The 22,695-nt window shown below is 24.3% G+C and carries 17 protein-coding genes and 1 other RNA gene; 9 read left to right on the plus strand and 9 right to left on the minus strand.

All coding sequences use genetic code 11. The features are described 5' to 3' along the window. The 3 genes from nusA to aspS all read left to right on the plus strand — a co-directional run bounded on the left by nusA (window position 1) and on the right by aspS (window position 5,593). Entirely contained in the window at window positions 1-1,254 is a 1,254-nt protein-coding gene (nusA, locus tag H0H51_RS00005) for a transcription termination factor NusA (RefSeq protein ID WP_185876836.1), read from the plus strand. 73 nt (window positions 1,255-1,327) lie between these two features. Continuing rightward, entirely contained in the window at window positions 1,328-3,919 is a 2,592-nt protein-coding gene (gene infB / locus H0H51_RS00010) for a translation initiation factor IF-2 (RefSeq protein WP_185876837.1), read from the plus strand. Window positions 3,920-3,928: 9 nt separating this feature from the next. Beyond that, on the plus strand, window positions 3,929-5,593 hold the full coding sequence (gene aspS / locus H0H51_RS00015; RefSeq protein ID WP_185876838.1) for an aspartate--tRNA ligase: 1,665 nt from the start codon (window positions 3,929-3,931) through the stop codon (window positions 5,591-5,593). Window positions 5,594-5,611: 18 nt separating this feature from the next. On the opposite strand, the gene H0H51_RS00020 is transcribed toward aspS, so the two are convergent. Both H0H51_RS00020 and H0H51_RS00025 read right to left on the minus strand, forming a co-directional pair. After that, window positions 5,612-6,109 carry an inorganic diphosphatase gene (locus H0H51_RS00020; RefSeq protein ID WP_185876839.1) on the minus strand — a complete coding sequence of 166 codons (498 nt, stop codon included), beginning with the start codon at window positions 6,107-6,109 and terminating at the stop codon, window positions 5,612-5,614. Window positions 6,110-6,123: 14 nt separating this feature from the next. Next, window positions 6,124-7,359 carry a dihydrolipoamide acetyltransferase family protein gene (locus H0H51_RS00025; RefSeq protein WP_185876840.1) on the minus strand — a complete coding sequence of 412 codons (1,236 nt, stop codon included), beginning with the start codon at window positions 7,357-7,359 and terminating at the stop codon, window positions 6,124-6,126. 99 nt (window positions 7,360-7,458) lie between these two features. On the opposite strand from H0H51_RS00025, the gene H0H51_RS00030 reads away from it, so the two are divergent. Further along, the gene (locus tag H0H51_RS00030) at window positions 7,459-8,991 is read left to right on the plus strand and encodes an NAD(P)H-hydrate dehydratase (RefSeq protein WP_185876841.1); all 1,533 of its coding nucleotides are present in this window, start codon (window positions 7,459-7,461) and stop codon (window positions 8,989-8,991) included. On the opposite strand, the gene lnt is transcribed toward H0H51_RS00030, so the two are convergent. The 7 genes from lnt to H0H51_RS00065 all read right to left on the minus strand — a co-directional run bounded on the left by lnt (window position 8,981) and on the right by H0H51_RS00065 (window position 16,587). Beyond that, window positions 8,981-10,570 carry an apolipoprotein N-acyltransferase gene (gene lnt / locus H0H51_RS00035; protein ID WP_238784228.1) on the minus strand — a complete coding sequence of 530 codons (1,590 nt, stop codon included), beginning with the start codon at window positions 10,568-10,570 and terminating at the stop codon, window positions 8,981-8,983. The genes H0H51_RS00030 and lnt overlap by 11 nt on opposite strands. A 64-nt stretch (window positions 10,571-10,634) precedes the next feature. Continuing rightward, window positions 10,635-11,038, minus strand: a transfer-messenger RNA (tmRNA) gene (ssrA, locus tag H0H51_RS00040). A gap of 6 nt (window positions 11,039-11,044) precedes the next feature. Further along, complete coding sequence (rodA, locus tag H0H51_RS00045; RefSeq protein WP_185876842.1) at window positions 11,045-12,295, minus strand: rod shape-determining protein RodA; 1,251 nt, start codon at window positions 12,293-12,295, stop codon at window positions 11,045-11,047. Then, window positions 12,279-14,189, minus strand: a complete 1,911-nt coding sequence (gene mrdA, locus H0H51_RS00050; protein WP_185876843.1) for a penicillin-binding protein 2 — start codon at window positions 14,187-14,189, stop codon at window positions 12,279-12,281. Before mrdA ends, rodA begins: the two co-directional genes overlap by 17 nt. Beyond that, window positions 14,186-14,707, minus strand: a complete 522-nt coding sequence (locus tag H0H51_RS00055; protein WP_185876844.1) for a hypothetical protein — start codon at window positions 14,705-14,707, stop codon at window positions 14,186-14,188. Before H0H51_RS00055 ends, mrdA begins: the two co-directional genes overlap by 4 nt. Before the next feature lie 3 nt (window positions 14,708-14,710). Next, complete coding sequence (mreC, locus tag H0H51_RS00060) at window positions 14,711-15,532, minus strand: rod shape-determining protein MreC (protein WP_185876845.1); 822 nt, start codon at window positions 15,530-15,532, stop codon at window positions 14,711-14,713. Between the two features lie 14 nt (window positions 15,533-15,546). Further along, window positions 15,547-16,587, minus strand: a complete 1,041-nt coding sequence (locus H0H51_RS00065; RefSeq protein ID WP_185876846.1) for a rod shape-determining protein — start codon at window positions 16,585-16,587, stop codon at window positions 15,547-15,549. Window positions 16,588-16,684: 97 nt separating this feature from the next. On the opposite strand from H0H51_RS00065, the gene folK reads away from it, so the two are divergent. The 5 genes from folK to H0H51_RS00090 all read left to right on the plus strand — a co-directional run bounded on the left by folK (window position 16,685) and on the right by H0H51_RS00090 (window position 22,694). Beyond that, window positions 16,685-17,191: a 2-amino-4-hydroxy-6-hydroxymethyldihydropteridine diphosphokinase gene (gene folK / locus H0H51_RS00070; RefSeq protein ID WP_185876847.1), complete on the plus strand. Its 507-nt coding sequence runs from the start codon at window positions 16,685-16,687 to the stop codon at window positions 17,189-17,191. Window positions 17,192-17,509: 318 nt separating this feature from the next. Continuing rightward, window positions 17,510-17,893, plus strand: a complete 384-nt coding sequence (locus tag H0H51_RS00075; RefSeq protein WP_185876848.1) for a Rid family detoxifying hydrolase — start codon at window positions 17,510-17,512, stop codon at window positions 17,891-17,893. A gap of 1,089 nt (window positions 17,894-18,982) precedes the next feature. After that, on the plus strand, window positions 18,983-20,188 hold the full coding sequence (locus H0H51_RS00080) for an aspartate aminotransferase family protein (RefSeq protein ID WP_185876849.1): 1,206 nt from the start codon (window positions 18,983-18,985) through the stop codon (window positions 20,186-20,188). A 5-nt stretch (window positions 20,189-20,193) separates the two neighbouring features. Next, a complete protein-coding gene (gene truA, locus H0H51_RS00085) occupies window positions 20,194-20,949 on the plus strand; it encodes a tRNA pseudouridine(38-40) synthase TruA (protein WP_185876850.1) in 756 nt (251 codons plus the stop codon). 95 nt (window positions 20,950-21,044) lie between these two features. Next, on the plus strand, window positions 21,045-22,694 hold the full coding sequence (locus H0H51_RS00090; protein WP_238784229.1) for an ABC transporter ATP-binding protein: 1,650 nt from the start codon (window positions 21,045-21,047) through the stop codon (window positions 22,692-22,694). Window position 22,695: the final 1 nt, after the last annotated feature.

Genomic DNA, 22,695 nt, shown 5'->3' on the forward strand with positions numbered 1-22,695 from the left:
ATGGATAATGAAGCTTTAATAGGTTCTTTTTCAGATTTTAAATATGAAAAGAATATAGATAGAATAAGTCTTATGGCTATTTTAGAAGAATCTATTCGATGTGTTTTAAGAAAAAAATATGATTCATCTAAAAATTATGATATCATTGTTAATCCAGATCAAGGAGATTTGGAAATATGGAGAAATCGTATAGTTGTAAAAGATGGAGAAGTTAAAGATGCAAATAAAGAAATAGAACTATCTATAGCACGAAAAATAGAACCAGATTTCGAAATAGGAGAAGAAGTAACAGAAAAAGTAGAATTACAATCTTTAGGAAGAAGATCTATTTTATCTTTAAGACAAAATTTACTATCAAAAATTAATGAATATAATAATACAAATATTTATAAAAAATTTAAAAATAAAGTAGGAGAAATTATTAATGTTGAAGTTTACCATATTTTATCTAAGCAGATCATAATGAGAGATGAAGAACAAAATGAAATGGTTTTACCTAAACAAGAACAAATTCCTAATGACTTTTTTAGAAAAGGAGATCCAGTTAAAGTTTTGGTTAAACGTGTAGACTGGAAAGACAATAAACCTTTTGCTATTCTTACAAGAAAAGATGAATCCTTTTTAGAAGAACTTTTTAAGTTAGAAATACCAGAAGTATCCGATGGTTTAATTACAATAAAAAAAGTAGCGCGTATACCAGGTGAAAAAGCAAAAATATCTGTAGAATCTTATGATGACCGTATAGATCCAGTAGGAGCTTGTGTAGGAATGAAAGGATCTAGAATTCATCCCATAGTTAGAGAACTAAAAAATGAAAACATAGACGTTATAAATTATACTTCTAATAAACAATTATATATCACAAGAGCTTTGAGTCCCGCTAGAATTTCTATGATGGAAATTAATGAAGAACATAAATACGTAAATGTTTACGTAAAAATTGAAGAAATATCAAAAGCAATTGGAAGAGGTGGACAAAATATAAGATTAGCTAGTCAATTAACTGGATACAAAATACATATATTCAGAGATTCTCCTTATGAGGATGATGTAGAATTAACCGAATTTTCTGATGAAATAGATCAAGAAGTTTTAGAAAAATTTCACAAGGTTGGATTAACCACTGCAAAATCTATTTTAAATTACAGAAAAAATGATTTAAGTAAACGGACAAATCTTGAAGAAAAGATAATAAATAAAGTAGTTTCTATATTAAGAAAAGAATTTGAAGAAGAATTAAATATAAATACATAAACATAAATCATATATAATAGATAGATTAAGTTTTTATTTTTTTCTTAATAAATACATTATTACAAATTATAATATGACTGATAAAATCAGATTGAAAACAGTATTAACTCAATTTAATATTTCTTTACAAAGAGTAGTTAATTTTTTACAAAAAAAAGGAATTGAAATAGAACATAATCCTAACACAAAAATAGAAAATAAGATTTATAAATTTCTTGTGCAAGAATTTCAAGGTTATAAGGAAATTAGAGATAAGTCTGAAAAAATTTCTTTGCAAAAAAAACTCGAAAAAGAAAAAATAAAAGAAGAATTATCAAAATCAAAAAATGATCATCATACTCAAATTATACGTGCTAAATCAAAAAATTTTATTGAATTTAAAAAAGTAGGAAAAATAAATATTGATTCATTAAATAAATTTTATAATAAAAAAGAAGAAAAAGAAAAAAATAACGATTTGCATAATAAAAAAATAGAAAAAAAATTAAAAAATAATAAACCAGAACACATTGATACTATTTATCAAAAGTTAGATGGAGTTATATTAACAGGAGATAGAATTGATTTATCCCAATTTGAAAAAAAAAGAACAAAACCAGAAATTAAAAAAAAACGGAAAAGAATTAAAAAAGAAATTTTTGTTGATGAAATTAAAAATATTTCTGTTAGAAAAAAACATAATAAAGAACGAAAATTTATCCCTAAAAAAGGATATGAAAAAAACTATAAGAATAAAAAAAATAATCAAAAATCAGGAATTTCAGATGAACAAATAGAAAAACAAATTAAAGAAACTTTAGAAAAGTTATCATCTAAAGGAATAAAGTCAAAATCTTCAAAAATTAGAAAAGAAAAACGTCAGTATAAAAAAGAAAAAAAAATTTTACAGAATGAAATTGAAAAAGAAAAAAAAGAAAAAATACTAAAAATAGCTGAATTCACAACAGTTAATGAGTTGGCATATATGATGAAAGTTAATGTGACAGATGTAATTGTATCTTGTATGTCCTTAGGTATAATGGTTACTTTGAATCAAAGACTAGATGCAGAAATACTAACCTTAGTTGCAGATGAATTTGGTTACAACGTAGAATTTGTTGGATTAGACCTAGAAGAATCAGTTAAAGATGATAAAGATTTAGAAAAAGATTTAAAACCAAGACCTCCTATTATTACTGTAATGGGGCATGTAGATCATGGAAAAACATCTTTATTAGATTATATTAGAAATACTAATGTTATATCTGGAGAAGCTGGTGGAATCACTCAACATATTTCTGCTTATAGTGTAAAATATAACGATAATGAAAGTATTACTTTTTTAGATACTCCGGGACATGAAGCTTTTACCGCAATGCGTGCAAGAGGTGCTCAAATAACAGATATTGCGATTATAGTTATAGCAGCAGATGACAAAGTTATGCCTCAAACTAAAGAGGCTATTAGTCATGCTCAAGCAGCAAATGTTCCAATTATTTTTGTATTTAATAAAATGGATAAGCCTAATGCAAACCCTGATAGAATCAGAGAAGAATTAGCAAATTTAAATTTATTAGTAGAGGAATGGGGGGGAAGATATCCTTCTCAAGAAATATCAGCAAAATTGGGAACTGGAATAGATAAATTATTAGAAAAAGTTATCTTAGTATCCAAATTATTGACTTTAAAAGCTAATCCTAACAAACCTGCAGTAGGAACAGTAATAGAAGCTTCTTTAGACAAAGGAAGAGGATATGTTACAAGTTTGCTTTTACAAGGAGGAACACTAAAAATTGGGGATTATGTTCTTGCAGGGAGTCTTCATGGAAAAGTAAAAATTATTTTAGATGAAAGAGGAAAATCTATTTCTTCTGCGGGACCATCCAAACCTATTACTATTTTGGGACTAAACGGAGCTCCAACAGCCGGAGATAAATTTAAAGTTTTTAAAGATGAAAAAGAAGCAAAACATCTTGCTTCTAGAAGAGAACAACTACAAAGAGAACAGAACATACGATCTCAAAAACATCTTACATTAGATGAAATAGGAAGACGTATTGCATTAGGCGATTTCAAAGAAATAAAAATAATTCTCAAAGGTGATGTAGATGGTTCAGTAGAAGCTATTTCCGATGCACTTCAAAAATTATCTACTAATACTATTATGGTAAATATTATTTATAAAGGGATCGGACAAATAACTGAATCGGATGTATTATTAGCAAGTGCTTCAGATGCAATTATAATAGGTTTTAATGTTAGACCTAATATTGGATCTAGTAATATAGCAAAAAAAGAAAATATAGAAATACGAACTTATTCAATAATATATGATATTACCAATGATCTTCAAGAAGCTATGGATGGAATGCTTTCTCCTGAAACAAGAGAGAAAATATTAGGAAGTGCTGAAGTAAGAGAAGTTTTCAAAATTCCAAAAATAGGAACTATAGCGGGTTGTATGGTGGTAGAAGGAAAATTATTACGTCAATCAAAAATGAGATTAATTAGAGAAGGAATTGTTATTCATGATGGAGAATTTACTTCTCTAAAACGTTTTAAAGAAGACGTAAAAGAAGTTACTAAAGGATATGAATGTGGATTAGGAATTAAAAATTATAATAATCTAAAAGTAGGTGATACTATAGAAGCATATGAAGTATTATCCTACAAAAAAACAAATTAATAAGTAAAAATGTATAGAACACATAATTGTGGAGAATTGTGTAAAAAGGATCTTGGAAAAGAAGTTATATTATCTGGATGGATCCAAAAAAAAAGGAATTTAGGATCTCTATGTTTTATAGACATTAGAGATTATTTTGGAATCACTCAACTTATTTTCTCCAAAAAATTAGTAAATGAAAAATTTCCTTTAGTGGAAAAAGAGTTTCTAATTAAAATTAAAGGAAAAGTGGTTGAAAGATCATCCGTTAATTATAATATTCCTACAGGAAAAATAGAAGTTTTAGTATCTAAATTAGAAATTTTAAACTCTTCTCTTCCTATTCCTTTTACTATTGAAAATAAAACAGATGGAAATGAGAAAATTAGAATGATATATAGATATCTTGATATAAGAAGAAATCCTATGAAAAATAATTTAATTATTCGTCATCTTATTTCTTTAGAAACACGAAATTTCCTTTCTAAAAATGGATTTTTAGAAATAGAAACTCCTATTTTGATAAATCCTACTCCAGAAGGAGCTAGAAGTTTTATTGTTCCATATAGAAAAAATATTAGAAAATATTATGCACTAGCGCAATCTCCTCAATTATTTAAACAGTTATTAATGATAGGTGGAATAGATAAATATTTTCAAATTGCAAAATGTTTTAGAGATGAAGATTCTCGTTCTAATAGACAAATTGAGTTTACACAAATAGACTGTGAAATGTCTTTTGTAGAGGTAAATGATATATTATTTTTTTTTGAGAATTTTATAAAACATCTATTTAAAAAAATAAAAAATATTCAATTGGAATCTTTTCCTTGCATTTCTTATGATGATTCGATAAAAATATACGGGACAGATAGTCCTGATATCCGTTTTGGAATGCCATTTATAGAGTTAACTGATCTGGTTCAAAAAAAAAATATTTCTTTCTTAAAAGAACAAAAATCAGTGATAGGAATGAAATGTCACAATCAAATTAATATTAGTAAACTAAAAGAAATAAAATGTGGAAATGTTTTTTGGATAAAAAACTCATTAAATAAAATGTTATTTTCTTCTAATCCAGATTTATTTAATAATAAAATTGTGAAAATTTTTATATCTTTTTTCCAAACTAATCCTGGAGATTGTTTATTTATTTCTTATGGAGAAGAACAAGAATCAAGAGAAAAATTAAAAAAAATACGTTCAGAAATAATTAATTTTTTAAATTCAGAAAATACAAAAATTTTTAAACCTATTTGGATTAAAGATCTACCACTTTTCGAATGGGATACAAAATATAAAAAATATAAATCAGTACATCATCCATTCACATGTCCTAAAGAAGAGGATATTCATTTTTTGGAAAAATATCCAGAAAAAATAAAATCTAAATCTTATGATTTAATTATAAATGGAGTAGAAATTGGAAGTGGATCTATACGAATTCATAAAAAAAGTATACAAAATTTAATCTTTAAACATTTAGGACTTTCTAAAAATGAAATAGAATCCAAATTTGGATTTTTTATAGAAGCTCTTGAATACGGGACACCACCTCATGGTGGAATAGCTTTTGGATTAGATAGACTTATTAGTATTTTAGAAGGTAACAATGATATAAAAAATTTTATAGCTTTTCCAAAAAACAATTATGGAAAAGATATGATGACCAAGGCTCCATCTTATTTGGAGTAAGAAAAAATAAAAAAATATTCAAATTTTCTTTAAACTATTTCTATATCGTGAACAAGATTGTTCGTACACAAAAATAGCATCATCCCTAGTTTTCCAACTTCCTATTTCTACTTTTTTATTTTCTAAATCTTTATAAACTGAAAAGAAATGTTCTATTTCTTTTTTTAGGTGCATAGAAACATCATTAATATTATTCATTGTATTATAATTAGGATCCGAAATAGGAACACAAATAATTTTTTCATCTTCTCCTTTTTCATCTATCATAAAAAAAATTCCAATAGGTTTTACTTTAATTAAACATCCCGGAATTGTAGGTTCTGTTAAGAAAACTAATGCATCTAATGGATCTCCATCCATAGAAAGCGTTTTTGGAATAAAACCATAGTCTGTAGGATAACTCATAGGAGAATATAAAACTCTATTTAATCTGATAAAATTATTTTTTTTATCAAATTCATATTTATTTCTACTTCCTTTTGGGATTTCAACAAGTACATCAAAATTTATTATCATTTTTTTAAAAATTTTTATATTTTTGTATAACAATTAAATTTTTCCAGATATAAAGCAACTTTTTTAGCAAACTTACCTCCTAAAAATCCATCTATTACACGATGATCATAAGAATGTGACAAATAAATCTTATGTCTAATTCCTATTAAATTTCCTTTTGGAGTTTCTATAATAGATAATTTTTTTTGTATTAATCCTATAGCCATAATAGCAACCTGTGGTTGATGTATAATTGGAGTTCCAAAAATATTACCAAAACTACCAATATTACTAATTGTATACGTTCCTCCTTGAGTTTCTTCAGGTTCCAATTGATTAGATTTAGTTCTTTTTATTAAATCATTTATAATTTTAATTAGTCCTCTTAAGTTATAAGAATCTGCGTTTTTTATAACAGGTACAATTAGATTACCATTAGGTAATGCTGTAGCAAATCCTATATGAATTTTTTTCTTTTTTATTATATTTTTTCCACTAACGGAAATATTGATCATAGGAAAATCTTTAATAGCTTTAACTACACATTCTACAAAAATAGACATTAATGTTAATTTTTCTCCTGTTTCCTTTTGAAAATTATCTTTAATTTTTTCTCTCCATTCTACAATATTTGTGACATCTGCTTCTACAAAAGAAGTAACATGAACAGATATATTTTTACTTCTTATCATATGTTCTGAAGTAACTTTACGGATTCTATCCATTTCTATAATTTCTTCATCATCATTATTAATGATAACATCATTTTTTTTATTATTACATTGATATGATAAAAATATATCCTTTTTTTTCTTATTATAAGAGATAACTTTTTTTTGAATATATTTTAGTATATCATTCTTAGTTACACGTTCTTTTTCTCCAGTTCCTTGTATTGTTTCTAGTTCGTAAAAACTAATACCTTCTTTATGAGCAATAGTACGTACGAGAGGGGAGTAAAAACGTTTTTTATTTTTCCTTACTATTATCGTTTTGTCATTTTCTATGAAAGGAAATATTTTTTCTTTTTCTTTTACTTCCAAAATTGCTATTGAAGTTCCTACTTTAGCAATCTCATTAGGAAAAAATAATTTTTTTTTTAAGATACCATTAACTGGAGAAAAAATTTCGGAATCCACTTTATCTGTGGAAATTTCTACCAAAAGCTCTTCTTTTTTTATAAAGTCTCCTTCTTCTTTTAACCAACGAATAATGGTAGCTTCAGTTATACTTTCCCCCATCGATGGAAGTGGTAAATTATATTCTGGCATCTAATATTAGATTAATCGTTTTATATTTGAAGATAAATACTACCTAGATTATCTAGATTATATATATAAATATAAAAAATAATAAATTCATTTTAAAAAATGAAAATTCTTTCTTCAAGCCAAATTAAAAAAGTTGATCAATATTGTATTGATTACGAATCAATTTCTTCTATAGAATTAATGGAAAAAGCTGCTAAAAGCTGTTTTAATTGGATAATAAGAAATAAATCTTTTTTTAAAATCAAAGAAATTCCATTTATAGTATTATCTGGAGTTGGAAATAATGGAGGAGATGGACTTTTTTTAGCTCAGATGTTATATTTTTTTGGAGCAAAAATTTCTGTATATATATTAAGTACTTCTAACCATTTTTCAAACGAATTTCTAATCGCAAAAAAAAAGATATTAAGATACAATATTCCTTTAAGAATTATTCATGAAGGTGAAAAATTTCCATTTTTAAATAAAAAAAGCCATTTAATTGATGCTATATTCGGAATAGGATTTAATCGTTCAATTAATAAATATTGGAAATCATTTTTTCATTATATCAATGAAAATAATTTCCAAAATGTTTTATCTATAGATATTCCTTCTGGTCTTTTCATGGAAAAAAGCCAAAATTTTACCGGAATAATAAAGGCCACTCATACTTTGACTTTTCAAACTCCAAAATTACCCTTTCTCCTTCCAGATTATGAATATTATGTTGGAAAATGGACAATATTAGACATTGGTTGGAAAAAAGATTTTATTAAAAATATTCACACAAAAAAATTTTATATTGATAACCAATGTGTCAGTTCTATTTATAGAAAAAGAAAAAAATTTTCTCATAAAGGAAATTATGGGAATGGAATAATTATAGGTGGTAGTTATGGAATGATAGGTTCAGTTGTACTTTCTGCAAAATCAAGTTTAAGAACTGGAATAGGAAAATTAAGTGTATATGTTCCTTATTGTGGATATGAAATAATTCAAAGTTCTTTTCCAGAAGTAATTGTGAAAACAGATAAAAAAAAAGATTATATAAGTGATATCACTATATCATCTTCTAATATAAATGCAATAGGAATAGGAATAGGAATGGGAAAAAATCCTAAAACTGAATATGCTTTAGAATCTTTTTTACTAAAAATAAAACAAAAAAAAATACCAATAGTTATTGATGCTGATGCTTTAAATATGTTATCAAATCGATTGGAATTATTAAATATTGTTCCAAAAAATATTACCATAATTACTCCACACCCAAAAGAATTTTGTAGATTATTTGGAAAATGGAAAAACGACTACCAAAAACTTTCTATTCTAAGAAAAAAATCTTTAAAATATAAAATATTTATTGTCCTAAAAGGAGGTCATTCTATTATTTCTACTCCATGTGGACATCTATATTTTAATAGTACGGGAAATCCAGGAATGGCAACAGCAGGAAGTGGAGATGTTTTAACTGGAATGATAATGAGTTTTTTATCTCAAGGATACACTCCTAAAGAATCATGCATAATGGGAGTATATTTACATGGATTGTCAGGAGATATCGCTTCAAAAAAATTAAGTGAAGAATCAATGATATCTAGTGATATTATTAATAACATAGGAGAAGCTTATCAAAAAATTATAATCTAAACATTTTTCTATAAACAGTGAAAAATACAAAGTATAATAAAATTATTATTGTTATATACAAACTTATTTTATAAATATAATCTCCATATTTTATATAAAATGTTTTTTTATTATTTATATAAACTTTTTCATATAAAATTCCTTCTTTCCCATATGGAAGACGAGATACTATATCTCCTCTTTCGTTAATAAAACAAGAAATTCCTGTATTAGAAGATCTAGCTATATATTTTCTATTTTCAATAGCTCTAATACGTGCATAAGACATGTGTTGCCTATGTCCTTCTGACCTTCCCCACCAACCATCATTAGTAATAATAATCATCATATCTGCATTTTTTTTTTTAAAAAAACTAGAAACATACTCGCCAAATACAGATTCATAACAAATAATAGGTGCTACTTTTACTCCTAAATGAGGATGTTTAAAAATCGAAGGATTGTTTTCTTTTCCTAACTCTGTTACAGTTCCTCCAAAATTTAGCAATATATTTCCTAATATAGGATAAAATAATTTTTTATAAGGGAAAGTTTCCACTGCAGGAACTAATTTAGATTTATGATGATATTTTATATAATCATCCATGCTTATTTGTATAACTGAATTAAACACGTCCATCCATTGAATGTTTCTAAAATTATTTGAAATAACAGGAATAGAAGTTTCTCTTTTTTTTTCTTTATGCAAAGAAAATAATTCTATACCTGCTATAAATACAGAATTTGGAAATTTATTTATTAAGTAATTTCTAATTAAATAGGCAATTTCGCTTTTTCCAAGATTTTTTATTGAAATTTTTTTAGGAAATGTAGTTTCTGGAGCTAATATTATCATAGGATTAATAAATATTTTTTGATCCATTAATTTTTTAAATTTGAAAATAATTTTTTTCCTTGACATATTATATTTTTGATAATATGGATCAATATTAGGTTGTAAAATTAATGTATTTACAAATTTTTCATATTTTCTATTTTCATATTTAATATATATTAAATTCGATATTAAAATCATTAAAATAATTTTACTTATATTGAGGAATATTTTTCTGTAAAAAAGAGATATATTCCTATTTTTTTCATATTGGAAAATGGATTCTGTAAACCCAATGTTTACAGTCCATATCCATAAAGCCCCTCCTAAAGTTCCAGTATATTCATACCATTGAATCCATTTAATATGGTTAGAAAATCCATTTCCTAGATTTAACCATGGCCATGATAACTCCCATTCTAAATGCATTTTTTCAAATAGGATCCATAAGCAAACTAAAAATACATATCCTACTTTTTTATTTTCTACATTTTTTTTGATCAATGAAAAAAATGTAAAAACAATCGACATAAAAAAAGAATTTAATAAAACAGGAGCTAAATAAGCTTCTATTGCAAAAGTCCCATTAGTTCTTTTTGAAAATGATAACCACCATGTAGAAATTGAATTCCATATTAAAAAAGAAATAAAAGAAAAAAAAAAGATATAAGAAACTTTTTTTAAATGATCTTCTACATATAATAAAGGAACAAAAGCTATAAATAAATAAATAGGATTTCCATAGGTAGGCCATCCTAAACTCAATAAAAGTCCTGAAAAAATACTATATAAAAAAAAGTTAATTTTTGTTATTTTACATAAAATTTATAAATGGAGCTGGCGGGATTTGAACCCGCGTCCAAACAAGTAGCTTAAAAGTTTTCTACATACTTATCCAAAATAATATTTTTTCCGTATTTATTCAAGTTCTGGATCTAGAATAAAAACTAAGATTCAAAAATCTTCAGAAAACTTAAGAATCATCTATTTTCCTATCCTTAAAAAATTCTTGTATCTCTAATTCAGAAATTATAAGGAAAAATTTCTGGAGAGATATTTTGCTTCCGCATTATTAGCAGACCAAGCCCAAGTTTTTTATAAAAACGTTAAGCAGCAAAAGCGTATTCTTGTTCGCCGTTTATTTTGCAAGGGTTGATTTACGTGTAATACCTTACATAACACGATATGCTTACTTTTACCACTAATCTTGCTGTCAAATCCAAAATCAGCCCCTTTATTTTATATAAAACTATTCTGATTTGATGCATCTATTCTTACAAATATAAATAATAAAACAGTAAAAGACCAAAGAGATGATCCTCCATAACTAAAAAAAGGCAAAACAATTCCTATTGTAGGAAAAATTCCCATAACCATCCCCAAATTAATAATAAAATGAATTAAAATAATATTTCCCACTGAATATCCAAATACTCTTCCGAAAACATCTTTTTGTCTTTCAGATAAAAAATAAATACGACTAATAAAAAATAAATAAAATATTATTAATATAATACATCCTAAAAAACCCCATTCTTCTCCTACTGTGCAAAAAATATAATCAGTGTGTTGTTCAGGAACAAATTTTCCTTTTGTAACAGTCCCTTTTTTATATCCTTTACCAAACAATTGTCCAGAACCAATAGCTGTTTTTGAATATAACAAATTATATCCTACATTATCTCGATATTTTCTATCAAATTCGTTCTGAAATAGAATATTAATTCTATCTCTATGATGTTGTTTTAAAAAATTTTGAGAGAAAAATGAAGAAAAAATAGAAACAAAAGAAAAACTTAGAAATAAAAATATATAAAAAAATAAATCATTTATTGATTTATTCCTTTTGTCTTTTATTTTCAAAAAAGAAAAAAAAACAAATAATATAAATAAAACTAAAACTATTTTCCAAGGAGAAATATTAAAAGAAATAATAAATAGAAAAATCGAAAATAAAAAATAAAGTATAAAAGAAATAGATAATCCTTCTCTATATAGAGTTAAAAAAAAAGAGGAAAAGATTATAGAAGAACCGGGGTCAGGTTGAATAAATATTAATACAGATGGAAATATTAATATAATAAATGCATATAAAAGTGTTTTTTTATCTTTTAAGTTGTTATCACGACTTATTAAATGAGCTATCATTAAAGATGTAGATATCTTAGCTAATTCAGAAGGTTGAAAACTAATAGGACCAAAAACATACCAAGACTTTGATCCATTTATGTTTTTTCCAAAAAAAAATACACCAATCAAAAGAAATAACGTTAACAAAAATAAAAATGGTGTAAAATATTTATAGTGAATCGGTTTGAATAAAAAGATAAAAAATATTAAAAAAAAACTTAATAAAATCCATATTAATTGTTTTTCCGCTTTTTCAGAAGAAACGGAATACAAATTCATTAATCCAAAAAAAGTCATGAAAATATAAATTGTAACAATCCACCAATCTATATTTAATAATATTTTATTTCTTTTTATCAATGAAGTTCTTTTTACAAGAATTATTTAATTGTTTCATTCTAGCTATATAATTATATATTTTTTTCAAGCCTGAAGTCATAATTTTTTTTTCTAATCCTTTTCTATTTACATTATGATTTATATATTTTTCTGCAATAAGACTAGCGATAGGACCTGCCCAATGAGATCCAAATCCTCCATTTTCTATGATAACGGAAATAGCAATTTTAGGATCCTCTACAGGAGCAAATAATATAAAAATAGAATGGTCGGGTAAAGAAATTATTTTATGATTATTAACTCTAAGATAATTCTGAGAAGTTCCTGTTTTTCCAGCCATTCTAATATCAAATGATCTAAAACTTCTTCCAGTTCCAATCATGAAAACTTTTTCCATACCATGAATAATTAAGTCAAAATACTCACTTTTCACTTTAGTATGTTTAGCTACTGTATAGTTTGGATTAGATATTGGCTTATGATTTATTCTTTTTACAATATGTGGAGTATAAAAATATCCTTTATTTGCTATAGCACAAACCATATTTGCTAATTGTATAGGAGTAACATTTATTTCTCCTTGCCCAATACTATTGGAAATAATAGTAATAGCATTCCATTTCATAATCCCATATTTTTTATCATAATATTCTCCCGAAGGAATAATTCCTTTTTCTCCTGTAGCTAAATCATTATATAAATAATTTCCAAATCCAAAACTTTTAATAATATCTCTCCACTCATTTAATCCTCTTGATAAATCTTTGGGATATTTTTCAATAACACGTTTATAAACTTGTGCAAAATAATTATTACAAGAAACAGCAACTGCTGTTTCTATTCCTATAGGTAATCCATGAATTCCAGAATGACAATGAATTATTTTTTTTCCATATCTAAATCCTTTGTAACATATAAAAGTCGTATTCTTATTTACTACTCCCATTTGAAGACCAGCTAATTCAGTTAGTAATTTAAATGGAGACGCTGGAGGATAACGAGCCTGTGTAGTTCTATCAAATAGAGGATTGTCTATGGTATTTTTCATTAATTTTTCTAATTCATCATTAGAATGATTTATTTCTACAAATAAATTAGGATTATTAATAGGACTTGATACTAATGATAAAATTTCTCCATTCTTAGGATTGATGGCAACTATTCCTCCTTTTTTTTGAAACATAAGTTTTTCTGCATATTTTTGAAGATCCCAATCTAAAGTTAGAGAAATATCATCTCCAATAACCGCTTTAACATCATTTTTTTTATTATTATAACTCCCTATTATGCATCCATTTCTATTTCTCATCCAATATTTAATTCCTTTTTTTCCTCTCAAAATTTTTTCATAATATTTTTCTACTCCAGCTAAACCTACAAGGTCTCCCATTTGATAATAATTAGACTCATTTTTAAGATTTTGATTAGTTACTTTTCCTATATATCCTAAAACATTAGCTGAACTTTCTACTTTGTAATTTCTAAGAGATCGTTTTGTCCAGTCAAATCCTTTATACTTATAAAGTTTTTCTTGTATTGCTGCAAATTTTTCTTTTGAAATAAAAGGAAGAAAAACAGATGGTAAATATTTAGAGTAAGATTTTGCTTTTTCTAAATTTTTAAAAAAAGTTTCTTTTTCAATTCCCACAAGATTACAAAATTCTATAACATTAAAATTTTCATCCATAAGAAATGGAATAACAATAAGTTCATAAATAGATTGATTAAAAACCAATAAGTTGTCATTTCTGTCAAAAATAGATCCTCTTTCAGGAATAATTATTTCTTGTTTAATGGAGGTATTAAAAGCATTCAAAATATATTTTTTCGTATATATCTGTATGAAAAATAATCTAATCGCAAAAACGAAACCTATAAAACCTAATAAAATATAAAATTTGTATAATTTTTTCAACTTCTAATTTTTCTGAAAAAAAAATATATAATACATAAAATTGTTGTAAAAATACTGCTGAATATTGTTCTAAATAAAATAATTTTATTAAAAGAAGTTTCTTTAAATGTTTCTAATATCAATAATGAAAAATTATGAGTAATAACTAGTAAAAATATGTAAAGAACTGTTTTAATGAAAGATAATTTATAAATAGAAAAACGATTTCTATTTGTTAGAAATCTTTTACCATCTAGAAAACGTAAAAAATTAACTCTTAAAAAAGCAGATAAAGTAGAAGAAAAGGCATGAATACCTCCAGAATTCATACAGTTATCTATAATCCATCCAATTAAAAATGATAATAACAAAAATAAAAATTTATTTCTATTATAAGGATAGACTAATATAAAAAGCACATATATATAAGAATAATATCCATAATATCCTATTAATAATGGATTAATCATCAATATTTGAATCAAACAAAGTAAAAAAATGAAAAAAATAGAAAAAATAAAATTTTTAATAAAATTCATTACTTACTTATAAAGTTGAATATTATTCCACTCTTTTTTAAATAGATTTTTTACAACATAAGCATTTTCTATAGTAGAAAAATTAGCAGTTAACTTTACTTTTAAAATATAATTAGAATGTTCTTCATCAAATCTATAAGAAGATATTTTTCCAATTTCAATTCCTTCAGGAAAGGTGAAAGATTTTCCGTCAGTTTCTACTTTATCTCCTATTTCTATTTCTGAATGTCTAGGGATATCATATAAAAATACATATTCATAATCTGCTCCATCCCAACTTAGAATACCAAAGCATTTATTTTTTTTCAAACGAGCATTTACTTTAATTTTTGGATTTAAAAGAGAAATAGCCACACTAAAATGCGGAGACGTTTTTATAATAATTCCCGCAATTCCATTAGATAATACAATCCCCATTCCAGTTTTTATTCCATCTATATTTCCTTTATTTATTGTTATAAAATTTTCTTTTTCATGAATACTATTATTTATAATTTTTACGGGAGTAAAAGTATATTGTTGTAAATAATCAATATTTTCTTTTTTAAAATCTTGGGATATCTTTTCTATTTTAGAAGAGATATGTTCGTTTCTTAATCTTTTATTTTCATCTAATAATTTTTTATTTTCAATTTCTAATAGAAGATAACTACGTAATTTATAAATAGTTTTATAAATATTTCCAATTAAAAAATTGGAAGGTCCATGATAAATATACTGATGAAACTTTGAATTTGAAAAAGAAAAAAAAATAGCTATTGATTCTAATAAAAAAAAGAAAATAAAAAAACGCCATTTTAAAAAAAATACAAAAAATTCACGCATAAAGTTTGTTTCCCCTATTTCATCAAAAATGTAAATTTATCAATATTCTTCAATGCTACACCTGTTCCTTTTACAACAGATCTTAAAGGATCATCTACTAAAAAAACAGAAAGCCCTGTTTTTTTAGATATTCTTTTATCTAATCCTCTTAAAAGGGATCCCCCCCCAGCCATATATATTCCTGTTTTGTAAATATCGGCAGCTAATTCTGGAGGCGTTCTTGAAAGAGTTTCCATTACTGCATCTTCAATCCGCAATATTGATTTATCAAGAGCAGGAATTGTTTCTTTATAAGAAAGATTCATTTCTTTTGGTTTACCTGTAGGTAAATCTCTACCTTGTATATGAATATCCTCAGGAGGAGGATCAATAGCTTCCATTGCTGCTCCTATATCTATTTTTATTTTTTCTGCGGTTCTTTCTCCGATATATAAATTATATTTTGTACGAAGAAAATAAGCTATGTCATTAGTAAAAACATCTCCAGCTATTTTTATAGATTTTTGACAAACTATCCCTCCTAAAGCTATAACACCACATTCTGTAGTTCCCCCTCCTATATCAACAATCATGTTACCTTCTGCTTTTGTAACTGAAATTCCAGATCCTATAGCAGCGGCCATTGGTTCTTCAATTAAATAAACTTCTTTAGCATTAAGATTTTGAGCCGAGTCTTTAACTGCTCTTTTTTCTACTTCTGTAATTCCGGATGGTATGCAAATAACCATTGTTAATGATGGAGTAAAAAATTTATTGTTTATACCTGGTACTTTTTTGATAAATTCTCTTATCATAAGTTCAGCTACTTGGTAATCTGCAATTACACCGTCTTTTAATGGTTTATATATTTTAATATTTTCATGTGTTTTCCCTTGCATTTGTTTTGCATCTTCACCCACTGCTAGTACCTTTTTTGTTCTTACGTCTATAGCTATTATTGAAGGTAAATCGACTATCACCTTATTATCATGCATAATAAGAGTATTTGCCGTCCCTAAATCTATAGCTATTTCTTGACTAAAAAGATTCTTCATAAAATCCATTATTAATCGCATTAATATTTTTTTATGAAAATGCTGTTTTAAATTTAAATAAAAATTACAGTTTTTTTGTATATTACATTAAAATATATTTAGATACAGACACATTTTTTTGAAAGAACATCATGTTTTTTTGCTACAAGGAAGTAATAAAGGTGATCGCAAAAATTATTTGGATAAATCTTTGACTTTAATTTCTCAAAAAATTGGGAGAATTATTAATAAATCTTCACTTTTTGAAAGTGAAGCTTGGAATATGAAGAATTCTCCCCTATTCTATAATAGGGCTCTACATGTAAAAACATATCATTCTCCATTTAATCTTCTAGAAAAAATTTACAATATAGAATTTATTATAGGGAGAAGAAAAAAAATGAAAAAAAATTTTAAGAAATATAAGGATAGAGAAATAGATATAGATATTTTATTTTATGATCATATTATTATATACAGTTCTATTTTAACTATTCCTCATCCCTTATTGCACAAAAGAAAATTTGCATTAGAACCTATGTGTGAAATCAGTCCAAATAAAAATCATCCTATTTTTAATTTAACTTTATTAGAAATATTAGGAGTTTGTTTAGATAAACTAAATGTCAAGAAATTACGAAATTAAAAGTTTTTTTCTTATAGAAAATATAGACTAAAACAGTCTTTATAATTATTGTATTATTCATTGTATATTTCTTTTGTAATTTTTTTATTAAAAATGAAAATATAAAATTTAAAAATTAAAGTATATTCTTAATTAACTTAATTAAGACTAATAACTAAATATATAAATTTTTAAGAAGAAAGCGTATATAAATGTGATAACATGATATTATCAAAAAAAATTTATATGAAATAAATAATGATGTATTTCGGATTATCTATAGATTTTTCATAGAAAAATAGTAAATAAATGTAATAAAAAAATTAATACAATATAAACATGATAATTAAAAAGTGTTTTTCAAAAAAAATACCATCTTATGGACCATATAGTACATATGTTTTAGTAGATAACTTTTTATTTGTTTCTGGGCAAATAGCTATTGATAAAAAAACTGGAATATTAATTTCCAATTCTATAGAAATAGAAACAAAGAAAGTGATGGAAAATTTAGAAATTATTCTTTCAGAAAATAAAATAGGATTTCAAAATGTTATAAAAACTTCTCTCTTTGTGAAAGAGATGAATCATTTTTCCAAAATAAATAACGTATACTCTACTTTTTTTCATGAAAAAAGTTATCCAGCTAGAGAAACTATACAAGTTTCTGGACTACCAAAAAACGCTAATATAGAAATATCTTTAATTGCATATAAAAATTAAAAAAAAATGGAGAATATGTTTTTTATTTTTTCTGTAATTAATATTGATAAATACTGAAAATTTATGATTATAAATCATATTGATTTAACAAAAAATGATCATATTTTTTATAAAAAAATTTCTTCTAAATAAAAAAATATATACACTTACTTGGTAAGTAACTTTTCTCATTAAAAATTTTATTATTATGGAGTTTTTGTTTTTAAAAATTGATAGAAATATAGAATCATGAATTATTATTTTTTAAACCATTAAGGTTTTTAACTAATTATGACTAATTATTATTTTCTATGTTATATTCTTTTTTATAATTATATAAAAAAACCTTAATAAAGTGTCTGTCTCTTATAATTAAAAAATTAAATTACATTTTGGTAAGAACTATGTTGTAGTTATATTAATGTACTAGTTTAGTATTTTAATTTTTTATGGAACAAAAATAAGTTTAACCAATTTTATATATAAATGAAAATTAACTGCCTAGTTTTTTTAGGTATTACAAAAATTGGTTTTTTAAAAAAATATAGAATACATTATGTTCTTAAGATAAAAACTAGTTAGTTAATATTCATTAGATAATCAAAATAATAGAAAAATCATAAAAAACAGAATATTTTTTAATAAAAAAATAGATAATTAGAATATTTAATAAAATAATTATCTATTGTTATTAACTATTAACTTATAGTATGTTAAAAATACAATTCGTAAAAAACATAATTTATTCTCCAATATTTTTCTTTTGAAGTTTATTTATTAAATAATTTAATTCAAAATAAAATGCAATATTATATTCATCCAATTTTGGAATCCCTATTCTAATATTTTTTTATTTAATAATTATCAAAACACAATCAATGAATTCATCGAAAAAAAATTTAATGAAAATAATTTTTATTATAATAAATTAAAAACATTTAATTGAAAGAAAATATTAACAACATCATTTTTTTTAATGAATTAAAAAACAAGTTAATTAATAAATTTTTATTATTTCATGAAAAATAAACATCATAAATAATATAAAAAACAAAGTTTTTTTTAGAAAAAAAATTAAAAATATTATAAAAAATCTAAAATTAAATTTTTATGAAAGAATTAACTTTAGAAAAGTATTTTTTTCAATATCAAGCTCAAATTAATCCATTTCCAATGAAAATTATAGTTGATTATGCTGATGGAAATTATATTTATGGAAAAAATGGTAAAAAATATTTGGACTTTGTAGCAGGTGTTTCTGTCAATATTTTGGGACATAATAATAAAATTATAAAAAATGCTATAAAAAAACAGGTGGATAAATATTTACATACTATGGTTTATGGAGAATTTATACAAAATCCATGTGTAATTCTTTGTAAAAAAATAGCGGAAAATATCCCTTATCCACTTACTAGTACATATTTAGTAAATTCCGGAACAGAAGCAGTAGAAGGAGCTTTAAAATTAGCTAAATGCTATACTGGTAGAGAAGAAATTATTTCATGTCAATGGTCTTATCATGGAAGTACTCATGGATCTATGAGTGTAATGGGGAATGAAAAAAACAAAAGGCCTTTTAGGCCATTACTTCCATTAATTAAATTTATAAAATATAATCATATAGATGAATTAGTTTCTTCTATTTCAAAAAAAACATCTTGTGTAATTTTAGAAACAATTCAATGTTCTAATGGAGTTGTTCTTCCTAATAATCTTTTTCTAAAAAAAGTTAGAGAAGAATGTTATAAAAAAAAGGCTTTGATGATACTTGACGAAGTACAAACTGGATTTGGAAGAACAGGAAAGCTTTTTGCTTTTGAACATTATGGAATAGTTCCTGATATTTTAATTATGGGAAAAGGAATGGGAGGCGGTATGCCTATTAGTGGATTTTGTTCATCTAACAAAATTATGAATGCTTTTTGTAATTTTTTTCCTTTAGGACATTTAACGACTTTTGGAGGAAATGCTGTTTCAGCTTCTGCTTCTTTAGCAACTTTAAATCAATTAATAAACAATTCTTATATAATGGAACAAGTTCCTATAAAAGAAAATATATTTAGAAAATATTTAGTTCATGAAGAAATAAAAAACATTAGTGGAAAAGGTCTTATTCTATCTTTTGAGTTAAAAGACAAAAGTTTAACGGAACAATTATTAAAGAATTGTATTGATAAAGGATTAATTTTATTCAGATTTTTATTTAATAGTCATTCTTTACGTATTTCTCCTCCATTAACCATTACAGAAAAAGAAATCAAAAAAGGATGCTCTATTATTATAGATAGTCTAAATCAACTTAAAAAAAAATAATTTAATTGAGGTATTTTATTGAATTATCTTATAACGGAAAATATTTTTATGGATGGCAAATTCAAAAAAAAGTCAGTACAGTAGAGGGAAATTTAGAATACTGTTTATCTAAATTATTAAAAAAATCTATTAATGTGATAGGTGCTGGAAGAACAGATAAAGGAGTACATGCTAAACAAATGTTTGCACATTTTGATTATGAAGATCAAATTAATGTTAATAATCTAATAAAAAAATTGAATATTTTTCTACCAAAATCTATCAGAATTTTAAATATTTTTCCAGTAAAAAAAAATGTTCATGCAAGATTTAATGCTATAAAAAGAACATACAAATATTATTTAATACGTGAAAAAAATCCATTTTATCAAGATTTTTCTTGGTATTGTTTTTATGAATTAAATATTCAGAATATGAACTTAGCTTCTAAAAAATTGATTAATTATCAAGATTTTAGTTCTTTTTGTAAAAAAAATATTTATGATAAAGGAAATAACATATGTAAACTAACTCATGTTAGTTGGTCTATAATAAATAATAATATTTTATGTTTTTCTATTGAATCTAACAGATTTTTAAGATCTATGGTTAGATTTATTGTTGGAACACTTATTGATGTTGGAAGAAACAAAATTGGTATTAACGATTTTATAAAAATTGTAGAATCTAAAAATTCTAATATTTGTAAATCAATAGTTCCTGCTCATGGTTTATTTCTTACAAAAATCATTTATCCAAATGAAATTTTTTTACAGAAGTAAATTTTAAAATGAAAAAATCTTTTTTAAAACAAATTATTAAGATTAGTTTCAATTACAAATTAACATTAATAATAACGATTTTTACTTCAATATTAATGTCCTTCATTTCAGCTTATCGTCCTAAATTAATACAAAAATCTATAGATATTCATATCCTTTATAAAGATTTTTTTGGATTGAAAAATATACTGATATTAATTATTGTACTTACTTTTTTAGAAAGCATATTTCATTTTATTTTATTATATTTTTCTAATTTGTTAGCTCAAAATGTAATTGAAAAAATTAGAATTCTTTTGTTTGAAAAATTACTGTATTTCAAAAGCTCTTTTTTTAGTAAAACTCCAATAGGAAAATTGGTAACTTATTCAGTTTCAGATATAGAAACCATTACTGTAATATTTAATGACGGAATATTACTTATTTTTGGAGATGTTTTAAGAATTATCATTATTATGGTGATGATGTTTACTGTACACAAAAAATTGTCCCTCATCGTTTTTTTTTCTATTCCTTTTATGTATATAATGACTCGTTTTTTTCAAAAAATTATAAAGAAAACATTTTACGAAGAACGAGTACAAACTTCACGTTTAAACAGTTTTTTGCAAGAAAACATTATAGGAATGTCCATAATTCAACTTTTCAATAAAGAAAAAGAAAAATACTCAAAATTTGAATCTATAAACCGAAAGTTGATGAATTCTCATTTCAAAACTATTTTTTATTTTTCTATTTTCTTTCCTGTAGTAGAATTACTTTCTACAATAACAATAAGTATTGTTATTCTTTATGGAGGATTTTATGCAACTGAAAAAGGAAATATTAAACCTGGACAAATTATTGCTTTTATTTTTTTTATATATCTTCTTTTTCGTCCTATGCGACAGATAGCTGATCGGTTTAATATTATACAAAGAGGAATTTCTGGGATAGAGAGGATATTTTCTATACTAAATTATAATAATGAAACTATTGTGAATCATGGAAATATTCGTTTCAAAAAATTTAAAGGACATATTGTATTTAATAATGTTTATTTTTCATATGTTAAAAATGAAATGGTTCTAAATGGAATTTCTTTTGAAATTCTTCCTGGTGAAAAAGTAGCTATAGTAGGATCTACAGGATCTGGAAAATCGACAATTACTCATTTAATATCTAGGTTTTATGATATAAATAAAGGATCTATCTGGATAGATGGGCATTCTATTAAAGATGTTGATTTAAGTAATTTACGATCTCATATAAGAGTAGTAACACAAGATACATTTTTATTTAACGATTCAATCATAAATAATATTACATTGGGTGATCCTTCTATTAGTTTAAATAAAATAAAAATTATGGCAAAAAAAATAGGGGTTCATAGCTTTATAACATCATTACCCAATGGGTATCAATTTATTGTAAAAGAAAAAGGAGGATTGCTTTCATTAGGAGAAAAACAGTTAATTTCTTTTTTAAGAGTTCAAATGCATCCTTATTCAATACTTATATTAGATGAAGCAACAACTTCTTTAAATAAAGAATTAGAAAAAATGATTTATTCTACTGTAGATTTTTTAATTAAACAAAAAACTTCTATTATTATTACACATCGTCTTTCCACATTGAAAAATGTAGATAAAATATTAGCTATAAATAAGGGATTTATTGTAGAAAAAGGTACTCATCAAGAGTTGATTCGATTAAATGGATATTACGCTGGACTATATAAAGAATCTTTTCAAAAAAAAAGCTAAT

Source organism: Blattabacterium cuenoti (assembly GCF_014251995.1).
Taxonomy (GTDB): domain Bacteria; phylum Bacteroidota; class Bacteroidia; order Flavobacteriales; family Blattabacteriaceae; genus Blattabacterium; species Blattabacterium cuenoti_AE.